The 24,801-nt window shown below is 69.9% G+C and carries 29 protein-coding genes; 25 read left to right on the plus strand and 4 right to left on the minus strand.

Annotated features, from left to right (window positions below):
• Positions 1–272: 272 nt before the first annotated feature.
• The 17 genes from ffh to L3Q67_RS20735 all read left to right on the plus strand — a co-directional run bounded on the left by ffh (position 273) and on the right by L3Q67_RS20735 (position 15,220).
• Positions 273–1,829: a signal recognition particle protein gene (gene ffh / locus L3Q67_RS20655; protein ID WP_499191027.1), complete on the plus strand. Its 1,557-nt coding sequence runs from the start codon at positions 273–275 to the stop codon at positions 1,827–1,829.
• On the plus strand, positions 1,830–2,894 hold the full coding sequence (locus tag L3Q67_RS20660; RefSeq protein WP_499191028.1) for an amidohydrolase family protein: 1,065 nt from the start codon (positions 1,830–1,832) through the stop codon (positions 2,892–2,894).
• Positions 2,895–2,970: 76 nt separating this feature from the next.
• On the plus strand, positions 2,971–3,711 hold the full coding sequence (locus L3Q67_RS20665; protein WP_499191029.1) for a CPBP family intramembrane glutamic endopeptidase: 741 nt from the start codon (positions 2,971–2,973) through the stop codon (positions 3,709–3,711).
• A gap of 131 nt (positions 3,712–3,842) precedes the next feature.
• Positions 3,843–4,643, plus strand: coding sequence for a CPBP family intramembrane glutamic endopeptidase (locus L3Q67_RS20670; protein ID WP_499191030.1), 801 nt, complete (start codon positions 3,843–3,845; stop codon positions 4,641–4,643).
• Positions 4,644–4,809: 166 nt separating this feature from the next.
• Entirely contained in the window at positions 4,810–5,253 is a 444-nt protein-coding gene (rpsP, locus tag L3Q67_RS20675; RefSeq protein ID WP_499191031.1) for a 30S ribosomal protein S16, read from the plus strand.
• Positions 5,250–5,489: an RNA-binding protein gene (locus tag L3Q67_RS20680; RefSeq protein ID WP_113693495.1), complete on the plus strand. Its 240-nt coding sequence runs from the start codon at positions 5,250–5,252 to the stop codon at positions 5,487–5,489. The genes rpsP and L3Q67_RS20680 overlap by 4 nt, the downstream gene beginning before the upstream one ends.
• A 10-nt stretch (positions 5,490–5,499) precedes the next feature.
• A complete protein-coding gene (gene rimM, locus L3Q67_RS20685; RefSeq protein WP_499191032.1) occupies positions 5,500–6,015 on the plus strand; it encodes a ribosome maturation factor RimM in 516 nt (171 codons plus the stop codon).
• On the plus strand, positions 6,015–6,770 hold the full coding sequence (gene trmD / locus L3Q67_RS20690) for a tRNA (guanine(37)-N(1))-methyltransferase (protein WP_499191033.1): 756 nt from the start codon (positions 6,015–6,017) through the stop codon (positions 6,768–6,770). The genes rimM and trmD overlap by 1 nt, the downstream gene beginning before the upstream one ends.
• Positions 6,771–6,931: 161 nt before the next feature.
• Entirely contained in the window at positions 6,932–7,285 is a 354-nt protein-coding gene (gene rplS, locus L3Q67_RS20695) for a 50S ribosomal protein L19 (RefSeq protein WP_209669498.1), read from the plus strand.
• 30 nt (positions 7,286–7,315) lie between these two features.
• On the plus strand, positions 7,316–8,257 hold the full coding sequence (lepB, locus tag L3Q67_RS20700; RefSeq protein WP_499191034.1) for a S26 family signal peptidase: 942 nt from the start codon (positions 7,316–7,318) through the stop codon (positions 8,255–8,257).
• Positions 8,258–8,261: 4 nt separating this feature from the next.
• On the plus strand, positions 8,262–9,068 hold the full coding sequence (locus L3Q67_RS20705) for a ribonuclease HII (RefSeq protein ID WP_499191035.1): 807 nt from the start codon (positions 8,262–8,264) through the stop codon (positions 9,066–9,068).
• Positions 9,065–9,388: a DUF2469 domain-containing protein gene (locus tag L3Q67_RS20710; protein WP_113693489.1), complete on the plus strand. Its 324-nt coding sequence runs from the start codon at positions 9,065–9,067 to the stop codon at positions 9,386–9,388. The genes L3Q67_RS20705 and L3Q67_RS20710 overlap by 4 nt, the downstream gene beginning before the upstream one ends.
• 132 nt (positions 9,389–9,520) lie before the next feature.
• On the plus strand, positions 9,521–9,901 hold the full coding sequence (locus L3Q67_RS20715; protein WP_499191036.1) for a YraN family protein: 381 nt from the start codon (positions 9,521–9,523) through the stop codon (positions 9,899–9,901).
• Positions 9,902–10,378: 477 nt separating this feature from the next.
• Positions 10,379–11,896, plus strand: a complete 1,518-nt coding sequence (locus tag L3Q67_RS20720) for a YifB family Mg chelatase-like AAA ATPase (RefSeq protein WP_499191037.1) — start codon at positions 10,379–10,381, stop codon at positions 11,894–11,896.
• Positions 11,893–13,080, plus strand: a complete 1,188-nt coding sequence (gene dprA, locus L3Q67_RS20725) for a DNA-processing protein DprA (RefSeq protein ID WP_499191038.1) — start codon at positions 11,893–11,895, stop codon at positions 13,078–13,080. The genes L3Q67_RS20720 and dprA overlap by 4 nt, the downstream gene beginning before the upstream one ends.
• A gap of 177 nt (positions 13,081–13,257) precedes the next feature.
• The gene (locus L3Q67_RS20730) at positions 13,258–14,250 is read left to right on the plus strand and encodes a tyrosine recombinase XerC (RefSeq protein ID WP_499191599.1); all 993 of its coding nucleotides are present in this window, start codon (positions 13,258–13,260) and stop codon (positions 14,248–14,250) included.
• Positions 14,222–15,220: a FliA/WhiG family RNA polymerase sigma factor gene (locus L3Q67_RS20735; RefSeq protein WP_499191039.1), complete on the plus strand. Its 999-nt coding sequence runs from the start codon at positions 14,222–14,224 to the stop codon at positions 15,218–15,220. The genes L3Q67_RS20730 and L3Q67_RS20735 overlap by 29 nt, the downstream gene beginning before the upstream one ends.
• A gap of 8 nt (positions 15,221–15,228) precedes the next feature.
• Here L3Q67_RS20735 and L3Q67_RS20740 read toward each other — a convergent pair whose 3' ends face one another.
• Positions 15,229–15,765 (minus strand): M23 family metallopeptidase, encoded by a 537-nt coding sequence (locus tag L3Q67_RS20740; protein ID WP_499191040.1) that lies wholly within the window; start codon positions 15,763–15,765, stop codon positions 15,229–15,231.
• A 376-nt stretch (positions 15,766–16,141) separates the two neighbouring features.
• Here L3Q67_RS20740 and rpsB point away from each other — a divergent pair, with 376 nt between their 5' ends.
• From rpsB to L3Q67_RS20765, 5 genes are all read left to right on the plus strand, one after another.
• A complete protein-coding gene (gene rpsB, locus L3Q67_RS20745; RefSeq protein ID WP_499191041.1) occupies positions 16,142–17,050 on the plus strand; it encodes a small ribosomal subunit protein uS2 in 909 nt (302 codons plus the stop codon).
• Positions 17,051–17,144: 94 nt separating this feature from the next.
• Positions 17,145–17,969, plus strand: coding sequence for a translation elongation factor Ts (tsf, locus tag L3Q67_RS20750; RefSeq protein WP_209669478.1), 825 nt, complete (start codon positions 17,145–17,147; stop codon positions 17,967–17,969).
• A gap of 97 nt (positions 17,970–18,066) precedes the next feature.
• Positions 18,067–18,813, plus strand: a complete 747-nt coding sequence (gene pyrH, locus L3Q67_RS20755) for a UMP kinase (RefSeq protein WP_209669475.1) — start codon at positions 18,067–18,069, stop codon at positions 18,811–18,813.
• A 61-nt stretch (positions 18,814–18,874) separates the two neighbouring features.
• Positions 18,875–19,432: a ribosome-recycling factor gene (gene frr / locus L3Q67_RS20760; RefSeq protein ID WP_499191042.1), complete on the plus strand. Its 558-nt coding sequence runs from the start codon at positions 18,875–18,877 to the stop codon at positions 19,430–19,432.
• A gap of 19 nt (positions 19,433–19,451) precedes the next feature.
• Positions 19,452–20,324 carry a phosphatidate cytidylyltransferase gene (locus L3Q67_RS20765; RefSeq protein ID WP_499191043.1) on the plus strand — a complete coding sequence of 291 codons (873 nt, stop codon included), beginning with the start codon at positions 19,452–19,454 and terminating at the stop codon, positions 20,322–20,324.
• Here the strand turns inward: L3Q67_RS20765 and L3Q67_RS20770 are convergent.
• Positions 20,321–20,677 (minus strand): VOC family protein, encoded by a 357-nt coding sequence (locus L3Q67_RS20770; protein WP_499191044.1) that lies wholly within the window; start codon positions 20,675–20,677, stop codon positions 20,321–20,323. The genes L3Q67_RS20765 and L3Q67_RS20770 overlap by 4 nt on opposite strands.
• A complete protein-coding gene (locus L3Q67_RS20775) occupies positions 20,677–21,522 on the minus strand; it encodes a VOC family protein (RefSeq protein ID WP_499191045.1) in 846 nt (281 codons plus the stop codon). Before L3Q67_RS20775 ends, L3Q67_RS20770 begins: the two co-directional genes overlap by 1 nt.
• Before the next feature lie 151 nt (positions 21,523–21,673).
• Here L3Q67_RS20775 and L3Q67_RS20780 point away from each other — a divergent pair, with 151 nt between their 5' ends.
• A complete protein-coding gene (locus L3Q67_RS20780; protein ID WP_499191046.1) occupies positions 21,674–22,486 on the plus strand; it encodes a class I SAM-dependent methyltransferase in 813 nt (270 codons plus the stop codon).
• Here the strand turns inward: L3Q67_RS20780 and L3Q67_RS20785 are convergent.
• Entirely contained in the window at positions 22,432–23,043 is a 612-nt protein-coding gene (locus L3Q67_RS20785) for a PadR family transcriptional regulator (protein ID WP_499191047.1), read from the minus strand. The genes L3Q67_RS20780 and L3Q67_RS20785 overlap by 55 nt on opposite strands.
• Before the next feature lie 119 nt (positions 23,044–23,162).
• On the opposite strand from L3Q67_RS20785, the gene rlmN reads away from it, so the two are divergent.
• Together rlmN and L3Q67_RS20795 are read left to right on the plus strand one after the other, a co-directional pair.
• The gene (gene rlmN, locus L3Q67_RS20790) at positions 23,163–24,269 is read left to right on the plus strand and encodes a 23S rRNA (adenine(2503)-C(2))-methyltransferase RlmN (protein ID WP_499191048.1); all 1,107 of its coding nucleotides are present in this window, start codon (positions 23,163–23,165) and stop codon (positions 24,267–24,269) included.
• Between the two features lie 28 nt (positions 24,270–24,297).
• Positions 24,298–24,573, plus strand: a complete 276-nt coding sequence (locus tag L3Q67_RS20795; protein ID WP_499191049.1) for a hypothetical protein — start codon at positions 24,298–24,300, stop codon at positions 24,571–24,573.
• The last annotated feature ends 228 nt before the right edge of the window (positions 24,574–24,801 follow it).

The following is a 24,801-nucleotide window of genomic DNA, read 5'->3' on the forward strand; positions in this document are numbered from 1 at the left end:
CTTTGAGTAGATCTACCTGCTTCGAATGGGGGTCTTCCCCCTGCCGTGACCTGCGCCGGACCGGCAAGCTTCCAGTCAGCGCGACGGACGGGGATTCGCCCGGTACTGGGGGTCGGACGAAGGCCCGGACCGTCCGCGCGACGCGAAGCCCGGCCGGCCCGGAGGAGGAGCGGACCGGCCGGGCTCCATCGTCGACTACCCTGCAGAGGATGCAGGTGCGGTGTTCCGCCCGCAGGCCTGCACCCTGACGACGACTGCTGGAGCGCACACCCGTGTTCGACACCCTCTCCGATCGCCTCACTTCGGTCCTGCAGAACCTGCGTGGCAAGGGGAAGCTCTCCGACGCCGACATCGACGCCACCGCGCGCGAGATCCGCATCGCGCTGCTGGAGGCCGACGTCGCGCTGACGGTGGTGCGCGCGTTCATCGCCAAGGTCAAGGAGCGCGCCAAGGGCGCCGAAGTCTCCGAGGCGCTGAACCCCGCCCAGCAGGTCATCAAGATCGTCAACGAGGAACTGGTCGCCATCCTCGGCGGCGAGACCCGGCGGCTGAACCTGGCGAAGAACCCGCCGACCGTGCTGATGCTCGCCGGTCTGCAGGGTGCCGGTAAGACCACGCTCGCCGGCAAGCTGGCGCTGTGGCTGAAGAAGCAGGGCCACGCGCCGCTGCTGGTGGCCTGCGACCTCCAGCGCCCGAACGCGGTCAACCAGCTGCAGGTGGTCGGTGAGCGCGCCGGGGTGACGACCTTCGCGCCGGAGCCGGGCAACGGCGTCGGCGACCCGGTCGACGTGGCCCGCCGCGGGATCGACGAGGCCAGGCACTCCCAGCACGACATCGTCATCGTCGACACCGCGGGCCGCCTCGGTGTCGACGAGGAACTGATGCGCCAGGCCGCGGACATCCGCGACGCGGTCCAGCCGGACGAGACCCTCTTCGTGGTCGACGCGATGATCGGCCAGGACGCGGTGACCACCGCCGAGGCCTTCCGCGACGGCGTCGGCTTCACCGGCGTGGTGCTCACCAAGCTCGACGGTGACGCGCGCGGTGGTGCCGCGCTGAGCGTTCGCGAGGTCACCGGCCAGCCGATCCTGTTCGCGTCGAACGGTGAGAAGCTCGAGGACTTCGACCTGTTCCACCCGGACCGGATGGCCGGCCGGATCCTCGGCATGGGTGACATGCTCACCCTGATCGAGCAGGCCGAGCAGGCCTTCGACCAGGAAAAGGCGGAGCAGGCCGCGCAGAAGCTGGGCAGCGGCGAGCTGACCCTGGAGGACTTCCTCGAGCAGATGCTCGCGGTGCGCAAGATGGGCCCGATCGGCAACCTGCTGGGCATGCTGCCCGGCGCCGGGCAGATGAAGGACCAGCTCGCGCAGGTCGACGACAAGTCGCTGGACCGGCTGCAGGCGATCATCCGCGGCATGACCCCGGCCGAGCGGGCCGACCCGAAGATCATCAACGCCTCCCGCCGCCAGCGCATCGCCAAGGGCTCCGGCGTGGCCGTGCGCGAGGTCAACGACCTGGTCAACCGGTTCTACGACGCCAAGAAGATGATGCAGCAGATGGCGGGCCGGTTCGGCTTCGGCGGTGCCGGCAACAACCGGAAGAACAACCGCAAGGGCAAGAAGGGGAAGAAGGGCAAGGGGCGCGGCCCCACGCAGCCCAAGATCAAGGGCGGCTTCCCCGGCGGCCTGCCCGCGCTGCCCCCCGGCGGTTTCCCGGGTGCCGGTCCCGCCGGTGGCATGCCCGACCTCTCCCAGCTCGGCGGCAGCCTGAACGACCTGCCGCCCGGATTCGACCCCTCGAAGTTCAAGCTGCCCAAGGGCAAGTAGATGGCGTACCGCCTCAGCGGCGTGGTGCTGCCTTCCGGCGAGCACCGCGACCTGTGGATCGACGGCGACCGGATCAGCTTCGACCCGGTCGACGGTGCCGAGACGCTGGCCGAGGACGTGTTCCTGGTGCCGGGGCTGGTCGACGCGCACTGCCACCCGGGTATCGGCGCGGAGAACCTCGAAGAGGCGGCCGCGCAGGCGCTGACCGACCGCAGGGCCGGAACGCTGCTCATCCGCGACTGCGGCGTGCCGTTCGACATCTCGTCGTTGCAGCAGCGCGAGGACCTGCCGCGGATCATCCGCTGCGGCAGGCACCTCTCGCTGCCCAAGCGGTACGTGCCGGGGCTCGGCATCGACCTGGACGGTCCCGACCAGTTGCCCGGCGCGGTGGCCGAGCAGGCGGCGGCCGGTGACGGCTGGGTCAAGCTCGTCGGCGACTGGATCGACCGGTCCGTCGGCGATCTCGCGCCGCTGTGGCCCGACGACGTGCTCGCCGAGGCGGTCAAGGTCGCGCACGACGCGGGCGCCAAGGTCACCGCGCACGTCTTCGGCGCCGCCGCCCTGCCCGGCCTGCTGGCCGCGGGTGTGGACTGCCTCGAACACGGCACCGAACTGTCCGGGGAGCAACTCGCGGACATGGCCCGGCGCGGCATCGCGCTCGTGCCGACCCTGGTGAACATCAACGAGAACTTCCCCGGCATCGCCGACGCCGCCGCCAGGTACCCGGTCTACGCCGCGCACATGCGGGACCTCCACCAGCGCGTCGACGGGCTCGTACAGGCCGCGCTGGACGCCGGGGTGGCCGTCTACGCGGGCAGCGACGCGGGCGGCATGATCGACCACGGCCGGATCGTCGACGAGATCGAACTGCTCCACCGGGCGGGCATGTCGCGCACCGAGGCGCTCGGGGCCGGTGCCTGGGCCGCCCGCGACTGGCTCGGCCACCAGTCCATCGCCGACGGCGCCCCGGCCGATCTGCTGGTGCTGACCGCGGACCCGCGCGAGGACCTGGACGCACTTCGCCACCCGTCGCACATCATCCTGCGCGGTACGGTCACTTCCTGAGACGGGCCGGGTTCAGCCGGTAGCCACCGGCCCCTTAGCGTGAGCGCGCGAAGGTCATTCCGGCGGCGGAGGTGCGGTGGCTCAGGCGGACGAAAACCCTCCGGCCGTCGGTGACGGCCTGGTGCGTGGCGCCCACTGGGGCCTGCTCGCGTTCATCGCCGGATTCGGCGCCTACCACCTGATGAACCTGGTGCTCACCGCCGTGCTCTCCGGCCGGTTCACCGGGTTCGACGACGCCGAGGAGATGCCCGACCTCGGCCCGCTCCTGCTGCTCGCGTTCGTGCCGAACCTGATGCTCGGCCTGGCGCCGGTGCTGGCCGCCCGGCGCTGGGGCTCCTTCCGCGAACTGGGCGTGCTGCCGAACCTGCGCGACATCAAGATCGGCCTGGCCTGCGGTGGTTTCGCGCTGCTCGCCGGATATCTGACGAACCTGGTGCTGCTCCCGGTCTTCGGCACCGACCTCGAGTCCGGCAACCCGCTGGCGGGGCTCGCGCAGGGCGTCGGCGACCACCCGGTGTGGCTCGCGCTCGCCGCGCTGATCGTGGTCCTCGTCGCACCGCTGACCGAAGAGGTGCTCATCCGGGGCGCGCTGTGGGCCGGACTGACCGCCCACCGCGTCCCGCAGTGGGCGGTACTCGCGCTCACCGCGGCGATATTCGCCCAGTTGCACGGAGAACCGAGCCGCACACTGGCGTTGTTCGTACAGGGCCTCGCGATCGGCGCGGCCCGCCTGCTCAGCGGGCGGACCGGATCGAGCGTGGTGGCACACGCCGCGAACAACCTGCCACCCGCCTTGCTCCTGCTCGGCGCGCCGTAACCCCCGTGCGGCCCCGTAATCCCTCCTGTCGCCCACCGCCACCCTCGACGGAGCTCCGCCCGATATTCCCTCCCGTCGCCCACCACCACCCTCAACGGAGCTCCGCCCGATATTCTCGGTACCTGCCCGAAATGCGAAGAACCCCGGAGGACGGCTTGAGCGCGATGGAGGGGGAATCCATCCAGGGCCCCGAGCCGGTGCCGGCGGTGGCCGGGCTGCCGGACCACCGCTGGGGCCTCGGTGCCTTCCTGCTGGTCGAGGCGATCTTGCTCATCTCGGCCGCGCTGGTGCTCGCCGCGCTCGGCCCGGTACCCGCCGGGCAGCCGCTGCCGGTCGGGCACGTGCTGGTCGGCACCATCACCCCCACCGTGGTCGCCGCCTCCGCCGCGGTGCTGATCACCCGGCTGCGCGGCAACGGCCCGCTGGCCGACCTGCGGCTCTCCTGGAACTGGGCCGACGTCAAGATCGGCCTGCGCCTCGGCGTGGTCGGGCTGGTCTTCACCACGGTCGGCGCCTTCGTCTGGACGCAGATCGTCGGCGAGCAGAACGCCTCCTCGGCGATCAGCGCGCTGGTCGAGGACCAGCCGATGTCGGTGACCGCGGCGGTGATCATGTTCCTCTACCTGTGGCTGCTCGGGCCGATCTGCGAGGAGATCATCTACCGCGGCCTGCTCTGGGGCGCGGTGGAGCGGCTGAACTGGGGCAACGAGAAGTGGGGCAGGGTGGCCGCCTTCCTGCTGTCCACCGCGGTGTTCGCGGTCAGCCACCTGGAACCGCTGCGGACCACGCTGCTGCTGCTCATCTCGATCCCGATCGGGCTGGCGCGGCTGTTCACCGGCAGGCTCCTCGGCAGCATCGTGGCACACCAGATGAACAACTTCCTGCCCGCGGTCGCCATCCTGCTCACCACACTCGGCATCGCCACCCTGTAGACGGGCCCGCGTGGGGCGTCTGGCAGAATGTTCGATTGCTTGCCCCGGCCGGACCCTCTCACCGCGCCGGGGCCGAACACACCTGACCTCCGGGCGTCGCATTCGTCCCCACTCGGATCGCGCGGCCGACCTTGCACCAGAGAGAAACTGAGGAGTACCCACACCCGTGGCCGTCAAGATCAAGCTTCAGCGCCTCGGCAAGATCCGTGCGCCGTACTACCGCATCATCGTCGCCGACGCGCGCACCCGCCGGGATGGCAAGGCCATCGAGACGATCGGCAAGTACCACCCGAAGGAAGAGCCCAGCTTCATCGAGGTGAACTCCGACCGCGCCCAGCACTGGCTCGCCGTCGGCGCGCAGCCGACCGAGCCGGTCCAGCGCCTGCTCGAGATCACCGGTGACTGGCAGAAGTTCAAGGGCCTGCCGGGCGCCGAGGGCACCCTGAGGGTGGCCGAGCCGAAGCCGTCCAAGCAGGACCTGTTCAACGCCGCCCTCGCGGCCGCGGGCGAGGAGCCCTCGGCCGAGGCCACCACGCCCAAGAAGAAGGGCGGCAAAAAGGCCGACGCCGACAAGGCCGAAGCCAAGGCCGAGGAGAAGACCGAGGCGTGAGCTTTCTCGCGGACTCCCTTGAGCACCTCGTGCGCGGGATCGTCGACAACCCGGACGAGGTCCGGGTCGAACTGATCACCACGCGTCGCGGCCGCACCCTCGAGGTGCACGTCCACCCCGACGATCTGGGCAAGGTGATCGGCCGGGGCGGGCGGACCGCCACCGCCCTCCGCACCGTCATGGGCGGAATCGGCGGCCGAGGTGTGCGGGTCGACGTGGTCGACACCGACCACTGATCCCGCGCTGATGGAGGTTGTCGTCGGCCGGGTGGCCAAGGCACACGGCATTACCGGCGAACTCGCCGTCGACGTGCGGACCGACTCCCCGGAGCAGCGGTTCGCCGTCGGCGCCGTGGTGCTCGCCCGCCCGCGCGGCGGTGACCCCCGCGAACTCACCGTGGCAGCCGCCCGCTCGCACAGCGGGCGGCTGCTGGTGCGTTTCGAGCAGGTCCCCGACCGCACCGCGGCCGAGGAACTCCGGGGCGCGTTGCTGCTCGGGGACACCGCGGATCTGCCGCCCACCGCGGATCCCGACGAGTTCTACGACCACCAGCTCGAGGGCCTGCGGGCCGAGCTGACCGACGGCACCGCGGTCGGCACCGTGATCGAGGTGGTGCATTCCCTGGGCGGCGAGCTGCTTTCGCTCGACCGCGACGGGAAAACCGTGCTGGTGCCGTTCGTGCGGGCCATCGTGCCGGTGGTGGACGTGGCAGGCGGCCGGGTCGTGCTCGACCCGCCGGAAGGCCTGCTGGACCTCGAGTGATGCGCCTCGACGTGGTCACCATCTTCCCCGAGTACCTCGACCCGCTGCGGGCCGCGCTGCTCGGGCGCGCGATCGATCGCGGGCTGATCGAGATCGGCGTGCACGACCTGCGCGACTGGACCCACGACGTGCACCGGGCGGTCGACGACGCGCCGTACGGCGGCGGTCCCGGCATGGTGATGAAGCCGCAGATCTGGGGCGACGCGCTCGACCAGGTCTGCGGGGAGCACACCCGGCTGGTGGTGCCGACGCCCGCCGGTCGCCCGTTCACCCAGCAACTAGCCCACGAATACGCCGCGGAGAAGCACCTGGTCTTCGCCTGCGGCCGCTACGAGGGCATCGACCAGCGCGTGATCACCGACGCGGCGCGCCGCATGCCGGTGGACGAGGTGTCCATCGGCGACTACGTGCTGGTCGGTGGCGAGGCCGCGGTGCTGGTTATGGTCGAGGCGGTGGTCCGGCTCCTGCCAGGGGTGCTGGGCAACGCGCGCTCGGCCGAGGAGGACTCGTTCTCCGACGGCCTGCTCGAAGGGCCCAGCTACACCCGGCCGGAGGTCTGGCGCGAGCTGGCCGTGCCGGAGGTGCTGCGCTCGGGCAACCACGCGCTGATCGACCGCTGGCGGCGCGACCGGGCGCTCGAACGGACCGTCGAGCGCCGTCCGGAGTTGATCTCCGCGTTGCCCGACGGCAGTCTCGACAAGCACGACCGGGCCCTGCTCGCGCGGCTCGCCGAGGAGTCGGCACGGGGCGAGTGATCCGCCGCCCGGCGGGTCTGCAATACTTGACCGGTTGGCGCGAGAGGAACCCCCACGGGTTCGCGCGCCTGCCAACCCCCTGGGCCGGCCGCTGTGACCGGCGTGCGCCCGGACGTATGGCAAGACGAAGACGTTACATCACAGACGAGGACGGACCACCGATGAACACCCTGGACGCCCTGGACGCGCAGTCGCTGCGTTCCGACATCCCGGACTTCCGCCCGGGCGACACGCTGAAGGTGCACGTCCGAGTGATCGAGGGCAACCGCGAGCGCCTTCAGGTCTTCCAGGGCGTGGTCATCCGCCGTCAGAACGGCGGCATCCGCGAGACGTTCACCGTCCGCAAGGTGTCGTTCGGCGTCGGCGTGGAGCGCACCTTCCCGGTGCACAGCCCGAACATCGCGCAGATCGAGGTGCACAAGCGCGGCGACGTCCGCCGGGCCAAGCTGTACTACCTCCGTGAGCTGCGCGGCAAGGCCGCGAAGATCAAGGAGCGCCGCGAGCCGGCTTCCTGATCCGGTAGCGGATTCCCGTAGCCTGGCGTCGTGGCCGAACCTGTGTCTTCAAACGCTGCCGAGGACGATCCCGAACGCTCCGAGTACCACGACGGAGCCGCGGAGGAGACCAAGGGCGGTGCCCACCGCAAGCGTGGCAAGGGCAAAGCGAAGAAGAAGCGCCCGTTCTGGGTGGAGCTGCCGATCCTGATCGTCGTCGCGCTCGTGCTGACGTTCGTCATCCAGCAGTTCTTCTTCCGCGTCTACATGATCCCCTCGGGATCGATGGAGACCACCCTGCACGGTTGCGAGGGGTGCACCGGCGACCGCATCCTGGTCGACAAGATCACCTACGATTTCGTCGACCCCACCCCCGGTGACGTGGTGGTGTTCAAGGGTCCGGACCCGTGGGTGGAGAACGAGGCGCTCCCGGAGGAGTCCTCGAACCCGGTCGGCCGGTTCTTCCGGAGCATCGGCTCGGTGTTCGGCCTCGCGCCGCCCGACGAGCGCGACTTCGTCAAGCGCATCATCGCGATGCCGGGCCAGACGGTCGAATGCTGCGACACGCAGAACCACGTCGTGGTCGACGGCAAGGCGCTCGACGAGCCGTACCTGCACTTCGAGGACGGCACCGGCGTGCAGGCCCCGTTCGAGCCGGTCAAGGTGCCGCTCGGCTCGGTGTGGGTGATGGGCGACAATCGCAACAACTCCTCCGACTCCCGCATGCAGGGTGGCGGTGGCGAGCGCGGTGCGGTGCCGCTGGAGAACATCATCGGCAAGGCCAGGATCATCGTGCTGCCGCCGGGCCGCTGGGGCGGCGTGACGGATCACAACCCGCAGGAAGCCGCGCAGCCCGCCGTGCTCGGCATGAGCGCTCCCGCCTGGCAGCAGGGCATCCCGCTGGGCATCGGCGTGGTGGCCGCCTGGCCGACGGTATGGGCCGGTCGCAAGCTCGGAACGGGCTTGCGCGGGACGGCGACCCGGAAGCGCTAGCCGCGTGACAGGGCTGAAGCCGCCACGCGCGGTCATCCGCGGGGAGAGTTCGTGGGGGCTGCAGGCCGCGCTGGAACGGCGTGGCCTCGGCCCGGTCGCCGGGGTGGACGAGGCCGGGCGGGGAGCCTGCGCCGGTCCGCTGGTGGTCGCCGCCTGTGTGCTCAAGCCCGGTGACGGCGCCCGGCTGACCGAGCTGACCGACTCGAAACTGCTCACCGCGGCCGCCCGCGAGCGGGTCTACGAACGCGTGCTGGCCAGGGCGGTCGACTATTCGGTGGTGGTCATCCCCACCGAGGAGGTCGACGCCCGCGGCATCCACGTGACCAACGTCGAGGGCATGCGGCGCGCGGTGTCCCACCTGCGGGTCGCGCCCGGCTACGTGCTGACCGACGGCTTCGGGGTGCCGGGCATGCCGGCGCCGAGCCTGCCGGTGATCAAGGGGGATCGCGTGGTCGCCTGCGTCGCGGCCGCGTCCGTGCTGGCCAAGGTGACCAGGGACCGGATCATGGGGGATCTGCACAACGAGTACCCGGTGTACGGCTTCGACGTGCACAAGGGGTACACCACCACCGAGCACGGCGCCGCGCTGACCGAGCACGGACCCAGTGCGGTGCACCGGTGGTCCTACACCAACGTGGCCGTCGCGGCCGCGGTCCACCGGCGCGAGCCACCCCATCGGGTGCTGCTCACCGCGGCGGCTTTGCACGCCACGGCGGCGCCGGTGCGTGCCCTGGACGACGGTCTGGGTCAGAATGGACTCTTCGCCGCCGACTGGCACGTGAACTCGCAAGGAGGGGCCCGGATTTCATGAGTGCCGAGGATCTCGAGAAATACGAGACCGAGATGGAGCTGTCGCTGTACCGGGAGTACCGCGACATCGTCAGCCAGTTCGCGTATGTGGTGGAGACCGAACGGCGGTTCTACCTGGCCAACGCGGTGGACGTGCAGGTCCGCGACGGTGGTGGTGAGGTCTACTTCGAGGTGCGGATGTCCGACGCCTGGGTCTGGGACATGTACCGCCCCGCCCGGTTCGTCAAGCACGTCCGCGTGATCACCTTCAAGGACGTCAACGTCGAGGAACTGGACAAGCCCGACCTGCGCCTGCCGGAAGGCGGTCCCTTCTCCGGCTGAGTCCTGACGGCGGGTTGTCCACAGCTCCCCAGTTGTCCACAGCCCCGCTCGAGCGCTCTGGCCTGCGCCTTTCCACCCTGGCACCGTCGTGATCGTCAACCAACGATCACCGACCCCGGGGGAGTAGCCGTGATGGGGACGCAGGCGCGGCCGTCATACGAGCATCGACAACGACTGGGCCGCCGCGGCGAGGAGCTGGCGGCAGCGCACCTGGCCAGGACGGGCCTGGTCATCCTGTCCAGGAACTGGCGCTGCCGCGAAGGCGAACTGGACCTGGTCGCCACCGACGGCCGCACCCTGGTCGTCTGCGAGGTCAAAACGCGCTCGGGCACCGGCTACGGCCTGCCCGCCGAAGCCGTGGACCCGGAGAAGGCCGCCCGCATCCGCCGCCTGGCAGGCCGCTGGCTCGAACACTTCCGCGTGCGCTGGTGCCCCCTGCGCTTCGACGTCATCGCCATCCAGCACCCACCCACCGGCGAACCGGAGCTCACGCACATCCAGGGAGCCTTCTGATGGCCCCCACACCAACCTGCCCCCACACTCGCGCTCATCCCACCGCCGAGCCGGGATCACGAGCCGCTCACACACTCCTCATCAGCCCGAGGCTCGCGGCACCTTTGCCACCCCGCCGCCGATCCGCCCGCCACGACGCCCATCCGATCCCGTCGCCACCCGCCACCTCCGAGCCGCGTTCACCAGGCGCGCAAGCGGTCGTCGCCAGGTCGGGGCTCATGGCAACCCCACGGCACGGGTCCAGCAACGTCCCACCGCATGATCCGAAGCTTCGAGTTGCCCTGGCGCTCATCCTCGGGCTGAGACCCGTGGCGCCAACGCCACGCCGCCGCAAGCTCCGACTCGCAGCGATTGTCCTCATCCAGCGACGATCAAGCGCCACCATCCTCCAACTGGGAGGACGAGCTGACATGGCGCTCCCAGACAACCGGCCCTACCGAGCCGGTCCCGAGCGCCAGTCTCGCGGGGTGAGCTGAGATGCCGCTGGCACGCAGTTGGTCGGTGGCCCTGCTCGGCATCGACGGCCGGGTGGTCGAAGTCGAAGCCGACATCGGGGCCGGGATGCCCGGGATGAAGCTGGTCGGCCTGCCCGATCCGGGTCTGAAGGAGGCCAAGGACCGAGTCCGCGCGGCTGTGCGCAACTCCGGTCAGAAGTGGCCAGAGCAGCACGTCACCCTCGGCCTCTCACCCGCGAACCTCCCGAAGCTCGGCTCCGGCTACGACCTGAGCATCGCCGCCGCGGTGCTTGCGGCCAGCGGCGCGGTGTCCGGCAGCAAGCTGCTCGGCACGGTGCTGCTGGGTGAACTAGCGCTCGACGGCCGGATCCGCCCGGTGCCCGGCGTACTGCCCGCGCTCCTCGCCGCCCGCAGGGAAGGGCTCAAGCGAGCGGTGGTGCCCATCGACTCGATGTTCGAAGCGGCGCTCGTGCACGACATGGAAGTCGTCGGCGCCGGTCGCCTTCGGGATCTGCTCGCCTGGATGGACGACATCGAGAGCCTTCCTCTTCCCGAACCGGCCACCGAGATCCCACCGCCGTCCGTGGCCGACCTCGCCGACGTGATCGGCCAGCCGGAGGCACGCTGGGCACTGGAGGTCGCCGCGGCGGGTGGTCATCACCTGCTGCTCGTCGGGCCACCCGGCGTCGGGAAGACCATGCTCGCGAGGAGATTGCCGGGCCTGCTCCCGGAGCTGTCCCGCGAGGAATCGCTCGAAGTCACCGCCGTGCATTCGATCGAGGGCAAGCTGTCCCGGTCATCCCCGCTCATCCGGATCCCACCGTTCGCCGATCCACACCACAGCATCTCGCTCGCCGCCCTGATCGGCGGCGGGGCTGACATCGCCAAGCCCGGCATGATCAGCCGCGCGCACCGAGGCGTCCTCTTCTTGGACGAAGTCTGCGAATTCGGCGGAGAGCGCCTCGAATCCCTGCGCACAGTCCTCGAAGACGGCGAAGTCCGGCTCGCCCGGCGGAAGGGCGTCGTCTGCTATCCCGCACGGTTTCAGTTGGTGCTGGCGACGAACCCCTGTCCTTGCGCGCCACCGCGAGAAGCCGACTGCTCGTGTTCGCCGTCTGTCCGGCGTCGCTACTTCGGCCGACTTTCGGGCCCCTTGCTCGACCGCATCGATCTCACCGTTCGCCTTCGCCCGCTGACAGCCATGCATGCTCACGCGCACGAATTCGACGAGCCGGAACCGACCGCGAGGGTGCGCGATCGGGTGCTTCGCGCGAGGGAACGCGCAGTCAAGCGCTGGGCCGAACACGGCTGGCGCACGAACGCGGAGGTGCCCGGGCCGGTACTCCGCCGCGAATACGCCCTGCCGCGCGAAACCACCGCTCTTCTCGACCGCAGCCTGAACATGGGTGCGGTCACCGCCCGCGGTGTGGACCGCTGTCTACGCGTCGCATGGACGTTGAGCGATTTGGCGGAGGTCGATCGTCCCGAGGCGGATCATGTGGCCGCCGCTCTCGGCTTTCGTGATCGGCGGGCGGCATGACCGAGAGGCGCGCTGACCCGGAAATCCGGCTCGCGAGGTCCTATCTGTTGCGGGTGGCCGAACCGCCCGCGATGGCGCTCACTGCCTTCATCCGCGTGTACGGGCCGGTTCGCGCGGCCAGGTTGGTGCGCGAGGGAGAGTGTCCGGATGCCGTACTGGCCGAGACATCCGCCCGCCGGACACTCGATCGGGCGAAATCGGACCTGGCGGAGGCCGAGCGGAACGGGGCCCGGCTGGTCGTGCCGGAGGACGGCGAATGGCCTGCCTGGCCGTTGCTCCCGTTCGACCAGGTGACCCAGCGCGGCTTGCGCGGGTTCGCACCGCCGATCGCGCTGTGGGTTCGTGGCGACGGCAGGCTCGACGAAGCGGTCATGTCCGCGGTGGCGGTCGTCGGCGCGCGAGCGGCGACGAGCTATGGCGAGCACACCGCGACCGAAATAGCGTACGGCCTGGCCCAGCGCCGGATGCCGGTGTTTTCCGGGGCTGCGTATGGCATCGACGGCGCGGCACACCGAGGTGCGCTCGCCGCCGGTGGGGTGACGGCGGCGGTACTCGGCTGCGGTCTGGACGCCGGTTACCCAGCGGGCCACGTCGGGCTGCTCAAGAAGGTCGCGGAGACCGGACTCGTGATCAGTGAGTACCCCTTCGGCGTGCCGCCGGCGAGGCACCGGTTCCTGGTGCGTAACCGGCTGATCGCCGGACTCACCGAGGGCACGGTCGTCGTCGAGGCGGGCGTCCGCAGCGGGGCACGCAACACGGCGACCACCGCCGGCGTGCTCGGCAAGGTGGTGATGGCGGTTCCCGGCCCGATCGGCTCGTCGATGTCGGCGGGCTGCCACCAGATGATCCGTGAGTCGGCCGCGACGCTGGTCGGTTCGCTGGCCGACGTGATCGAGACCGTCGGCAAGCTCGACTCGTCGTCGGCCGGGCGAACCCCGCGTCCACGCCGGACCACCGACGGCCTCGGCGAGGAGGCCATGCGCGTCCACGGAGCGCTCGAACTCCGGGAGGGCAGGTCCGCCGAGCAGATCACCACCGAATCGGGTGTACCGATCCACCGGGTTCGTGCGGTGTTGCCGGAACTCGAACTGGACGGCCTGGCCATCCGGGCCGAAGACGGGTGGCACCTCACCAGCCGATCACGCCCGGTGACACCCGCGGGAGGAGGCCACCAAGGTCAGTGACGAACTCCCAGGGCGACAGTCGTCGAATGGTTGCTTTGAGTAGCGATATCACGTCGTTCTGCCGGGAGGGTGTGGCGATGCTTGACCACGCGCCGGTGATCCCCCAGCGTTTCGGGCATGTCGTCACGAAGCGTCCCCGAAATTGAGCGGGGGGTGAAGGCACGCGGGCACGGAGGCCTGGTGCGCCTGCGGGCCGCGTTGCCCGGAAACGCTCGTGAACTGATCGGCGAGTACGAGCGGCACCTGGAGTTGGAGCGCGGGCTTTCGGCCCACACGGTCCGGGCTTATGTGGGCGACGTGGTCTCGTTGCTCGGATTCCTGCACGGGGTCGGCAACGCGGACGACGGGAATGAAGACGGCGACGAAGCGGCGGCCGAGGACATGGCGGCGCTGGCCGGGCTGGACGTGGGGGAGTTGCGGGCCTGGCTGGCCGAGCAGCACCAGGCCGGGGTCAGCCGGACCACGTTGTCCCGGCGGGCCGCGGCGGCGCGGACGTTCACGGCGTGGGCCCATCGCGTCGGCAAGCTGGAGCAGGATCCGGGCAGTCGGCTGGTGGCGCCGCGGCCGCATCGGACGTTGCCCGGGGTGCTCCGGCCGGAGCAGGCGCAGCAGGTGATGAGCGCGTCGAGCGCGGGAGCGGCCGAACGCGATCCGGTTGCGCTGCGTGACCACGCTTTGCTCGAACTGCTGTATGCCACGGGCATCCGGGTGTCCGAGTTGTGCGGGCTCGACGTGGGGGACGTGGAGTTCGATCGCCGGGTGGTCCGGGTGCTCGGGAAGGGCGGCAAGGAGCGGACCGTGCCGTTCGGCGTGCCCGCCGAGAAGGCACTCCGGTCCTGGCTGGACGAGGGGCGTCCGGTGCTGGTGGAGCGGGCGAAAGGGGCTGCGGCGAAGGCGCTTTTCCTCGGCGTCCGGGGTGGCAGGCTGGACCCCCGCTCGGTACGCCGGGTGGTCCACGACGGGGTCGGCTCGGTACCCGGCGCGGTGGACATGGGACCGCACGGCCTCCGCCATTCGGCTGCCACGCACCTGCTGGAGGGTGGTGCTGACCTTCGCAGCGTTCAGGAACTACTCGGTCACGCTACGCTTGCCACCACTCAGCTTTACACTCACGTCACCGTCGAGCGGCTGAAGGCGATCCATGACCGGACCCACCCCCGTGCCCGCTGATCGCGGGGGCGGCGGGGGGACAGCCTTTCCGCCACCCGGCGAACCGCCCGACCGAACCACCCAGCACGAGCACGGAGACAGACCTGAGAGTGCAGTTGAAGACGGCAAATTGCCCCGTGACGCAGCGCGTTCTCAGCGGGACTCTGAGACATCCACAGCGAAGGGCGGTCCCGTGACCGCCACCGAGACCAGCCGGAGCGAGACCGGCGACGTGGAGGCGGGCATCAACGCGTTGTGGCGGCAGTTCGCCCGAGCGCCCGAGCAACGCCTCCGCGATCGGCTGGTGCTGCACTACGCACCGCTGGTGAAGTACGTCGCCGGCCGCGTCGGCACCGGCCTGCCCACCCACGTCGATGTCGGCGACCTCGTGCAGTCCGGCATCTTCGGCCTGGTCGACGCCATCGAGAAGTTCGAGCCGGAGCGCGGGCTGCGCTTCGAGACCTACGCCATGCAGCGCATCCGCGGTGCGATCCTGGACGACCTCCGTTCTCAGGACTGGGTTCCCCGGGTGGTCCGCAGCCGGGCCAGGGAGGCCGAGCGTGCGATGGAACGCCTCGGCGCCCGCCTCAACCGCACCCCGACCGACGCCGAACTGGCGGCCGAGCTCGAGATCAGCGTCGACGACCTGCGCGATCTCTACGGCCAGCTCCAGCTCACCAGCGTAGTCGCGCTGGAAGACCTCGTCGCGGTGGGCAAGGACAGCGGCTCGCTGGTCGACACCCTGCCCGACGACGACGCCGTCGACCCGGTGGCCGTGCTCGTCGACCAGGACAACCGCCGCCAGCTGGCCGAGGCGATCGCCCAGCTGACCGAACGCGACCGGATCGTGGTGAGCCTCTACTACTTCGAGAGCCTCACCCTCGCCGAGATCGGCAAGGTGCTCGGCGTGACCGAGTCACGGGTCAGCCAGTTGCACACCAGGGCGGTGCTCCGTCTGCGCGCCAAGCTCGTCGAGCAGGCGGGTGTCTGACTGACACGTCAACCGGGGTCCCACGGCTTCAGCCGCAGCCGCGTGGTCTCCAGCACCAGGGGCAGCGGATCCAGGTACTCCAGCCCGCGGCGCACGCCCCAGTGCAGGCAGACCGCGACCGTGCACTCCGGGTGTCCGGCGACGACCGTGCCGATCACCTGCCCCGAGTACACCTGGTCCCCGGCGGCGACCTGGGGCACCAGCGGCTCGTAGGTGGTGCGCAGATCGCCGTCGTGGTCGACCGACACCACCCCGCGACCGGCGATCGTCCCGGCGAACACCACGTAACCGGTGCCCGCGGCGAACACCTGCTGGTCCGCGGCGGCCGCCAGGTCGACCCCGCGGTGGCCGGGGCCGAAGTCGGTTTCCGGCGCGTCGAAACCACGGATCACCTGCGGACGCGGGTGCAGCGGCCAGGTGAACCGCGGCTCCTCGGCGGCGACCGCCGGTGCCACCGGGCTGTGCAGGCCGAGGCCGCCGAATGCCAGCACCACCAGCACCAGTTGGGGGATGCGGTGACGTGGGAGAATGGGTGTGAGGTCCATGACTGGGACTCTGCCGGGACGGGCGGGGCGGTGGGGGCCGAGCGGGGAATCTGTGGACAACCGGTGGTGTTGTGGATGGGCCGGGGGTTTCGCGGCCGCCGGTGAGCGGCCCCGCAAAGCGGAGGCGTACACTGTTCGCGCGGTCTGCGGAAGAGCGGATCGACTTCGCGTGCGATGTGCATGCTCGGGGTGGGCCAGCACGATTTCCACCCGGAACGAACGATGTCCGGCGGTCCCATCCGGCGCCCAGCGCCGAACGGGTTCGGGCATCGGCACCGCACCAGGGCGACCGTCCACCCGGGCGGTCGCGGCAACCGAGCAAGCGTCACCGGGCCAGGCCCGGGGCGCACGACACAGAAGAGGTGCGAATCCGGCCATGGCCGTCGTCACCATGAAGCAGCTGCTCGACAGCGGCGTGCACTTCGGGCACCAGACCCGGCGCTGGAACCCGAAGATGAAGCGTTACATCTTCACCGAGCGCAACGGCATCTACATCATCGACCTGCAGCAGACGCTGACCTACATCGACCGCGCCTTCGAGTTCATCAAGGAGACCGTGGCGCACGGTGGCAGCATCCTGTTCGTCGGCACGAAGAAGCAGGCGCAGGAGGCCATCGCGAACGAGGCGCTCCGCGTCGGCATGCCCTTCGTCAACCAGCGCTGGCTGGGCGGCATGCTCACCAACTTCCAGACCGTGCACAAGCGGCTCCAGCGCCTCAAGGAGCTCGAGTCGCAGGAGCAGACCGGTGGTTTCCAGGGCCTGACCAAGCGCGAGATCCTGACGCTCACCCGCGAGAAGGACAAGCTGGAGAAGACCCTCGGCGGTATCCGCGACATGGCGAAGGTTCCCAGCGCCGTGTGGATCGTGGACACCAAGAAGGAGCACATCGCCGTCGGCGAGGCGCGCAAGCTGAACATCCCGGTCGTCGCGATCCTCGACACCAACTGCGACCCGGACGAGGTCGACTACCCGATCCCGGGCAACGACGACGCGATCCGGTCGGCCGCGCTGCTGACCAAGGTCGTCGCCGAGGCCGCCGCCGCCGGTCTGATGGCCCGCTCGGGCCGCAACGGTTCGGCCGCCGAGGGCAAGGACAAGCCGGAGCCGGGCGTCGCTTCCGACGAGCCGCTCGCCGAGTGGGAGAAGGAGCTGCTGTCCGGCTCCGAGAACGCCCCCGCCGCCGAGAGCGCTCCGGTCGCCGAGAGCGCTCCGGTCGCGGAGGACGCTCCGGCTGCGGAGAGCGCCCCCGCCGAGGCGCCCGCGGAGCAGACGACCTCCGCCTGATCCACCCTTCGCCCGCGTGGCCGGACCCCGGTCCGGCCACGCGGGCCATTGACTCGAATCCCTGCGCGTACCGAAGAAGGACGGAAAACGCACGATGGCGAACTACACCGCCGCAGATGTGAAGCGCCTGCGCGAGCTCACCGGCGCCGGCATGATGAACTGCAAGAAGGCGCTGGAGGAGAACGACGGCGACTTCGACAAGGCCGTCGAGTTCCTGCGCATCAAGGGCGCCAAGGACGTGGGCAAGCGCGCCGAGCGCGCCACCGCCGAAGGCCTGATCGCCGGGGACGGCGGCGTGCTCGTCGAGCTGAACTCCGAGACCGACTTCGTCGCCAAGAACGCCGACTTCCAGGCCCTCGCCGCGAAGATCGTCGAGGTCGCCAAGACCGTGCGCACCGACGACGTGGAGAAGCTGCGCTCCGCCGAGCTGGACGGCAAGACCGTCGCCGACGCGGTGCACGACCTGTCCGCGCGCATCGGCGAGAAGCTGGAGCTGCGCCGGGTCGCCGCCTTCGACGGCACCGTCGCCACCTACCTGCACCGCCGTGGCGCCGACCTGCCGCCGGCCGTCGGCGTGCTGGTCGAGTACACCGGTGAGGGCCAGGGTGCCGCCGACGCCGCCCGCGGCGCCGCGCTGCAGATCGCCGCGCTCAAGGCCCAGTACCTGACCCGCGACGAGGTCCCGGCCGAGAAGGTCGAAGCCGAGCGGCGCATCGCCGAGCAGACCGCGCGCGAAGAGGGCAAGCCCGAGCAGGCTCTGACGAAGATCATCGAAGGCAAGGTCAACGCGTACTACAAGGACACCGTGCTGCTCGACCAGCCGTCGGTGACCGACAACAAGAAGACCGTGAAGGCCCTGCTGGACGAGGCCGGTGTGACCGTCACCCGGTTCGCCCGCTTCGAGGTCGGCCAGGCCTGAGCAAGAGTACCGGCAACGTGCCCCGTCTCCGCCGCATCGGGGACGGGGCACGGTTGCGAAGAGGCACCTGACAACCCTTGAACACGCGGAGGACGACATGACAGCGGAGCGGTCCGACGGGGCCTATCGGCGGGTGCTGCTGAAGCTCGGTGGCGAGATGTTCGGCGGCGGCGCTGTCGGCGTCGACCCCGACGTGGTGCACTCGGTGGCCGTGCAGATCGCCGAAGTCGTCCGGACCGGCGTGCAGATGGCGATCGTCATCGGGGGCGGCAACTACTTCCGCGGCGCCGAACTCTCGCAGCGCGGCATGGACCGCGACCGCGCCGACTACATGGCCATGCTCGGCACCGTGATGAACTGCCTCGCGCTGCAGGACTTCCTGGAGAAGGAAGGCGTACCGACCCGCGTGCAGAGCGCGATCACCATGGGTCAGGTGGCCGAGGCCTACATCCCGCGCCGCGCCGAGCGCCACCTGGAGAAGGGCCGCGTGGTCATCTTCGCCGCCGGCGTCGGCATGCCGTACTTCTCCACCGACACCGCGGCCGCCCAGCGCGCGCTGGAGATCGGCTGCGACGTGGTGCTGATGGCCAAGGCCGTCGACGGTGTCTACACCGCCGACCCCAAGACCGACCCCAGTGCCCGGATGTTCCGCGAGATCACCCACCGCGAGGTGCTCGAGCAGGGCCTGAAGGTGGCCGACGCGACCGCGTTCAGCCTGTGCATGGACAACAACATGCCGATCATCGTGTTCAACCTGCTCACCGAAGGGAACATCGCCCGTGCGGTCGGCGGTGAGCGGATCGGCACTCTGGTCAGCACCCCCGCCGTTGGGGTGCCCGCCTAGACCTGCTGGGATCATCCGGCGGAGAACACCACCAGCGGCGCTAGACGAGCAAGGAGTAGCCGTGATCGACGAGACCCTCCTCGACGCCGAGGAGAAGATGGAAAAGGCCGTTTCCGTCGCCAAGGACGACCTCACCTCGGTACGCACCGGACGGGCCACACCCTCGATGTTCTCCCGGATCGTCGTCGAGTACTACGGCGCGCCGACCCCGCTGAACCAGCTGGCCAGCGTGAACATCCCCGAGGCCAGGATGGCCGTCGTGAAGCCGTACGACCAGACCCAGCTGAACGCCATCGAGAAGGCGATCCGCGAGTCCGACCTCGGCGTCAACCCGAGCAACGACGGCCAGATCATCCGCATCGTCATCCCGCAGCTCACCGAGGAGCGGCGCAAGGAGATGGTGAAGGTGGCCAAGAGCAAGGGCGAGGACGCCAAGGTGTCCATCCGCAGCGTGCGCCGCAAGGCCAAGGAAGAGCTCGACCGCATCCAGAAGGACGGCGAAGCGGGCGAGGACGACGTCACCCGTGCGGAGAAGGAGCTGCAGAACCTGACCGACAACTACGTCGGCCAGGTCGAGGAGCTCGTCAAGCACAAAGAAGCAGAGTTGCTCGAGGTCTGATCCGGTGGGGGAGACGAGCGTGAGCGGGGAACGCGAGGACGCGGCCGATTCGGCGGAGCCCGCCGAAAAGGCCGCGAAGGCCTCGCGGGCCGGCCGGAACCTGCCGGCCGCGATCGGGGTCGGGGTGGCGCTCGGTGCCGTGATCCTGGTTTCGCTGTTCACCGTGCGTTTCCTGTTCATCGGGGTGATCGCGGCGGCGATCGCGGTGGGCACCTACGAACTGGCCGGAGCGCTCAAGCGCGCGGCGAACATCCGGATCGCGCTGGTCCCGGTGCTCGTCGGCGGGCAGGCGATGATCTGGCTGGCCTGGCCGTTCGGCCGGGAAGGGGCGCTCACCGCGTTCGTGCTGACCGTGCTCGCCTGCCTGCTGTGGCGGCTACCCGGCGGCGCGGACGGGTACCTGCGCGATGTCGGCGCTTCGGTGTTCGCCGCCGCGTACCTTCCGCTGTTCGGTGCCTTCGCGGCGATGCTGGTGCCGCCGGAGGACGGAGTCGGGCGCGTGCTCGCCTTCATGATCGGCGTGGTCGCCTCCGACACCGGCGGGTACATCGCCGGCGTGCTCAAGGGCAAGCATCCGATGGCGCCGACGATCAGTCCCAAGAAGACCTGGGAGGGCTTCGGCGGCTCGATGCTCGCGGGCATCGTCGCCGGGTCGCTGACGCTGACCCTGCTGCTGGACGGGCAGGTCTGGCAGGGCGTGCTCTTCGGTGCCGCCATCGTCTGCGTGGCCACCCTGGGCGATCTGATGGAGTCGCTGATCAAGCGTGACCTGGGCATCAAGGACATGGGCAACCTGCTGCCCGGCCACGGCGGCCTGATGGACCGGCTGGATTCACTGCTGCCGTCGGCCGTGGTGTCCTGGCTGCTGCTCTCGGCCTTCGTGCCAGCCTAGGACTTGTCGATCACGCAGAACCGGTTGCCCTCGGGGTCCGCCAGCACCACGAAGTCGGCGTTCTCGGGGTAGTCCGCCCAGTCCACGCGGGACGCGCCGAGGTCGATCAGGCGCTCGACCTCACCGGCTTGGTCCGCGGTGTACAGGTCCAGGTGCACCCGTGGTTTCTCCTGGACCGGCGTCTTCGACAGACCCAGCGAGATGTGCGGACCCTCGCCGTCGACCGGGGCGAGCACCACCCAGGTGTCGTCGCCCTCTTCGCGCGGGCGGTAGTCCAGTGCCGCGCACCAGAACGCTTCCGCGCGCCGGACGTCCGAAGCGCCCAGCACCACCGAGCCGACGTGCAGCCCCATCAGTCGTCGTAGGGGTCGTCGACCTCGGCGCCGGTGTACTGCGCGTCGATCACCTGCGTGTGGTCGATCACCGAGAACACCGAGCCGTGCGGGTCGGCGAGCACGGCCACCCGGCCGAACGGGGTGTCGTAGGGCTGCACCACCACGGTGCCGCCGAGCATCAGGGCGTGCCCGGCCGCGGCGTCCGTGCCGCGTGCGGGGTCGACCTGGAAGTAGATCATCCAGTGCGCCGGGGTGCCCTCGCGGTATTCGGAGCCCATCACGTAGCGGTAGAGCACGGGCTGGTGGTCCAGCCGCCATTCCGCGTAGTCGATGGTCTCGCTGCCGATGTGGTGCACGTTGTAGTTGAACAGCCGCGAGTAGAACTGGTCGACCACCGCGCCGTCTGTGGTGTTGAGGTCGGCGCCGGAGAAGGTGTTCGGCGCACCGGTGGCGAACTCCCATGCCGGTCCGGGCTGCCAGAAGACGATCGGCGTGCCGGTCGGGTCGAGTGCGTGCAGGATGTTGCCGCGGCCCGGGATTTCGACCGGGCCGAGGGTCACCACGCCGCCGAGGTGCTCGACCCACTCCGCGGTGCCCGCGGTGTTGTGCACCGAGAGGTGCACGATCCAGCCCGGTGGTTGCGACGCGGCTGCGTGGTACATCCCGGCGACGGCGAACCCGCCGAACGAGCCGAGCGAATAGCGTCCGTCCGAGGTGGCCGGATCGCGTTTGAGTTCGAAACTCCAGCCGAAGAGCCCGTTGTAGAAGGCTTCCGCCTCGGGTATGTCCGGACTGGCGAGTTCCACCCAGCAGGGGACCCCCGGCGACAGAATGGGTTGCGTGGCGGCCGAACCAACCGACATGAGTGAGCTCCCTCGGCTTCGTGACCCGATCTTACGACTCGTTCGGGGGTTGTGCTTAACCCAAAGTCATCGAGCGGCAAGCAAACCGCGGGGGAGTTGGGACTTTTCGGTGAAAACGGACAGGATTGCCGGTGCCGCCTAAGCTGTAGTCGTGCGGCGCTCCCTCTTCCGCCACCGGCCGACGGTGGACATCCTGCCCAGCCCCAACATCTGGTACTACCCGGCGGCGTACGAACTGGAGAACCGGGCGCAGGACGTCGATGGTGAGATCTGGCGCGTGCTCGGTGAGGAATGCGAGTGGACCGGGCTGGACGTGCTCGACGTCGGCTGCGGTGACGGCTTCCACCTCCCGCGGTTCGCCGGTTCGGCCCGTTCGGTGGTCGGCGTCGAACCCCATCCGCCACTGGTCCACCGCGCCCGCGAGCGGCTGGCCGACCGGACCGGCGTGCGGGTGCTCCACGGTGCGGCACAACGACTTCCGCTCGCGGACGCGAGTGTGGACCTGGTGCACGCGCGGACCGCCTACTTCTTCGGTCCCGGCTGCGAGCCCGGGTTGCGGGAGGCGGAGCGGGTGCTGCGACCCGGTGGCGTGCTGGTGATCGTCGACCTCGATGTGACGCACGAGCCGTACGGGAGCTGGATGCGGGCCGATCTGCCCGACTACGACCCGGCCGGCGTGGAACGGTTCTTCGCCGAGGAGGGCTTCGGCTGCCGCCGGGTCGAAACGCGCTGGGCGTTCGACGACGCGGCGGGCGCCGAGCAGGTGCTGAAGATCGAGTTCAGCCCCGCGGTCGCCGCGAAGGCCACGGCGGAAGTGTTACGCCGCAACGCTTCCGGCGGTGCGGTGACCTTCCCGGTGGGCTATCGCGTGCACGTTCGCCGCAAGCCCACCGGGCTGGTCGTCCCCGGTCATTCGGTTTCTTCGTCGGCGGGGTCGGGTTCGTCCTCGCCGAGCACCCCGTAGATCGTCCGGCGGGCTTCGTTGAGCGCCCGCACGGCCTTCTCCTGCTGGTCGGCGGTGCCGGCCTGCGAAACCTGGAAGACCGCGGCCATCAGGGACATGCTCGCCGAGCGGAGGCTGGCCTCGTTCGGGTCGACGTCGCGGGTGATGGTCTCCCACGGCGGGGTGTCCAGCCGCTCGGTGGCGGCGCGGCCCTCGTCGGTGAGCTGGAAGAGGCGCTTGCCGCCCTCTTCGGTGGCCGACACCAGGCCCTCGTCGGCGAGCAGTTGCAGGGTCGGGTAGATGGAGCCGGGGCTCGGCTTCCACAGCCCGTCGCTGCGCTCGCTGATCTCGGTGATGATCTCGTAGCCGTGCCGCGGCTGCTCCGCGAGCAGCAACAGGATGGCCGCGCGGATGTCACCGCGGCGTCCCCGTCGTCCGCCGTGCCGCGGGTGGCCACCGGGTCCCCGGCCGCGTCCTCGCGGTCCGAAGCCGAAGCCCCAGCCGCCGGCGAAGTCCTCGAAGGGTCCGCGTGGGCCGAAGGCACGCCTGCCGAATTCCTGTGCGAAGGGTGGTCGCATGGTGGTGATCCTTTCACGTTAGCTTGCGATGCACTCACGATATATCGGAACCGTTCGTTTGACAACCAGCGGGCCGCGAGCTCGGTCACACTGGGGGGACGTGGGAGAATGAACCCGTTATGACTGCCCTCCCCCTAGTTTTCGACGCGCCCAAGCGCGGGCTGCCGCCGCGGCACCTCGCGGACCTTTCCGCCGAAGAGCGCGCGGCCGCCGTCGCCGAGCTGGGTGAGAAGCCCTTCCGCGCGAAGCAGCTGTCGAACCACTACTTCTCGCGGCTGACGGTCGACCCCGAGCAGATGACCGACATCCCGGCCGCGTCGCGGCAGCGGCTGGTCGGCGAGCTGATGCCGCCGCTGCTGACCGAGGTCAGGGCGCTGGCGTGCGACGACGGGAGCACGCGCAAGACGCTGTGGCGCGCGCACGACGGCACGCTGGTGGAGAGCGTGCTGATGCGGTACCCGGACAGGGCGACGCTGTGCATCTCGAGCCAGGCCGGCTGCGGCATGGCGTGCCCCTTCTGCGCGACCGGGCAGGGAGGCCTGGATCGGAACCTGTCGACCGCGGAGATCGTGGACCAGGTCCGCTCAGCCGCCGCCGTGATGCGTGACGGCGAGATGGCGGGTGGGCCGGGGCGCCTGTCGAACATCGTGTTCATGGGCATGGGCGAGCCGCTGGCGAACTACAAGCGCGTGGTGGCGGCGGTGCGGCGGATCACCGATCCCGCGCCCGCCGGGCTGGGTATCTCGCAGCGTTCGGTGACGGTGTCGACGGTGGGTTTGGCGCCGGCGATCCGGAAGCTGGCGGACGAGAAGATGCAGGTGCGGTTGGCGGTGTCGCTGCACACACCGGACGATGAGCTGCGGGACACGCTGGTGCCGGTGAACAACCGGTGGTCGGTCGACGAGGTGCTGGACGCGGCGCGGTACTACGCGGAAACGTCGGGGCGCCGGGTGTCGATCGAGTACGCGTTGATCCGGGACATCAACGACCAGCCGTGGCGGGCGGATCTGCTGGCGAAGCGGCTGCGGCAGCACTTGAAGCAGTTGGTGCACGTGAACGTGATCCCGCTGAACCCGACGCCGGGGTCGAAGTGGGACGCCTCGCCGAAGCCGGTGGAGCGCGAGTTCGTGCGCCGGGTGAACGAGGGCGGTGTCTCGTGCACCGTGCGGGACACGCGAGGCCAGGAAATCGCCGCGGCTTGCGGCCAGCTCGCCGCGGAAGGTTGAGTAGTTCGATGATGGAGAGTTCGTTTTGATGCTTGCGCCCAGCCTGCTCGACCCGGCGGCGGAGAAGTTGATGCTCACCGACGTCACCGGCCGCAGCGCCACGGATGTCGCCCGCGTCGCGCGTGAGCTGCTCGGCGAGCGGTTCGATTCGTGCACGTTCACCTACGTGCTCATGCGCGCCTTCGACGTCGAATTCCACGCTGCGTGCCAAGCCTCCCGCTGGCACGAGTTCGACAGCGGCCCGCGCGCCCTGTCGGACGCCGACCTGGAAACCCTGCTCAGCCCCTGGCTCCCCGCCCGCTGACCCACCGCGGACGGCTCAACGCCCGAGTTGGTTGCGGTTTGCCAACTTCGGGCGCCCACCGGTGATGCCCTGCGCACCGGCGACGACGGTATGACTGTGCGGTAGCTGATCCGGCGCCGGAGCGGCTCCGGCGATTGTATTAGTGCATGCGTCGTCGGCGTGGTGGCAATGGTTTCCCTGTTCTGCTTATTGCCGGGAAAGGAAACCACGGCATAACGATCGTGATGG

It is taken from the genome of Saccharothrix sp. AJ9571 (assembly GCF_021725495.1).
Taxonomy (GTDB): Bacteria; Actinomycetota; Actinomycetes; order Mycobacteriales; family Pseudonocardiaceae; genus Amycolatopsis; species Amycolatopsis magusensis.